Origin of the sequence: Mesorhizobium sp. M7A.F.Ca.CA.002.05.1.1, assembly GCF_003998335.1 — a bacterium.
Taxonomy (GTDB): Bacteria; Pseudomonadota; Alphaproteobacteria; order Rhizobiales; family Rhizobiaceae; genus Mesorhizobium.
This window is the reverse complement of record NZ_RZQI01001107.1, coordinates 1-1,703: the sequence shown is the minus strand read 5'-3', so window position 1 is coordinate 1,703 and position 1,703 is coordinate 1. Positions and strand designations below refer to the sequence as shown.

The window sequence follows — 1,703 nt, the reverse complement described above, 5'->3', positions numbered from 1 at the left end:
GTTCTGCGCGTGCCGCATGGCTGCGAAGGCAAGGCGACGACCGCCGTGCGCGTGCAGATTCCGGAAGGGGTGATCGCGGTGAAGCCGATGCCGAAGCCAGGCTGGACGCTGCAGACCAAGAAGGGCAAGTACGAGAAATCCTACCAGCTCTACGGTCAGGCGGTTGCCGACGGGGTCAAGGAAGTCGACTGGAGCGCTGGCAGCCTGCCGGACGAATTCTACGACGAGTTTGTCTTCCGCGCGACGTTGACGGCGGATCTGCCGGCGGGCCAAAAACTCTACTTCCCGGTGGTGCAGGAATGCGACGGCGCCGCCGATCGCTGGATCGAGATCCCGGCGGCAGGGCAGGATGAAGACGCGCTGGAAAGCCCGGCACCCGGCATCAAGCTGCTGCCGAAGAAATGATCTCCCAGGCGGCGCGCCCTTTCGAGCGCGCCGCTCCTTTTCGTGGCGGTGACATGGGCACGACCTCCCTCCTGCAAACGGCTTCCATGACCGGCCAACGCGCCGGCCGGCTTGCCGCCGGCCTGTTGGCCGTGATCGTGTTTCTTGCCGGCCTTGCCGTGTCGGATCAGGCCTTTGCCCATGCCGCGCTGATCAAGACCGACCCGGCCGACGGCGCGGTGCTGGCACAGGGGCCGGCGCAGTTCTCGCTGACCTTCAGCGAGCCGGTCTCGCCTCTGGTGCTGACGCTGGTGAAGCCCGACGGCAAGCCGGTTCCGCTAACGTCATTCCGGCTCAGCGACCAGACCGTCGAGATCGACAATCCGCAGCTACTCAAGTCCGGCACGCATGTCTTGAGCTGGCGCGTCATCTCCGCAGACGGTCATCCCGTCGGCGGATCGCTGCTGTTTTCCATCGGCGCGCCCAGCGAGCCGCCCGCCGTATCCGAAGCCGTCGACTGGCCGTTGCGGTCGGCTATCTGGACGGGCAAAATCTTTCTCTACGTCGGCCTTTTCCTCGGCGTTGGCGGCGCCTTCGCGCTTGCCTGGTTGGCCGGAAGTGGCCGTGCCGGGCAGCGCTTCGTTGCAGCTGCAATCCTGAGCGGGCTGGTCGCGTCGTGCCTGTCGCTCGGCTTGCAAGGTCTGGACGCATTGGGGGCGCCGCTCTCCCATCTGGCACAATCGGTCGTCTGGCGGACCGGGCTCGACACCAGTTTCGGCTGGACAGTGCTGGTCGCGCTGATCGCGCTGGGCCTTGGCCTGCTGTCGCTGGCCGGTCCCCGCGCCACCGCCAAACCATCGGCGCTGGCCGGCCTGGCCGGGGTGGGGGTCGCCCTTGCCGCCAGCGGCCATGCCAGTGCCGCCGAGCCGCAATGGCTGACGCGGCCGATGGTGTTCCTGCACCGCGTCGGCATCGCGTTGTGGGCCGGCGCATTGATCCCACTCGGGCTGGCGCTGAAGGGGCAATCGGCGGGGGCCACGCCATTCCTGCGGCGGTTTTTTTGGGGGATCCTGCCCGGGGGGGCCGTGCTTGCCGCTGCCGGCTCCGTGCTTGCCGTCATCCAGGTGCAGACACCCGCGGCTTTGGTCGAGACCGCCTATGGAAGGCTGCTGCTTATCAAGCTGGGGCTGCTGGTCTTTCTGTTCACGCTTGCTGCCGTCAATCGCTGGAAACTCACCGCATCGGCCGAGGCGGGATCGACGGAAGTTCAACGCAGGCTGGTCCGCTCGATCGGCGTCGAGACGTTGATCGTGTTGGCG

Annotated in this window: 2 protein-coding genes; both read left to right on the top strand. The window is 67.0% G+C overall.

The window, feature by feature from the left end:
* Nucleotides 1–405, top strand: a 405-nt coding sequence (locus EN939_RS33020) for a YcnI family copper-binding membrane protein (RefSeq protein ID WP_127271684.1), incomplete at its 5' end; no start/stop codon positions are given.
* A 53-nt stretch (nucleotides 406–458) separates the two neighbouring features.
* Nucleotides 459–1,703: copper resistance CopC/CopD family protein (locus tag EN939_RS33015; RefSeq protein WP_127271682.1), on the top strand; the 1,245-nt coding region annotated here is incomplete at its 3' end.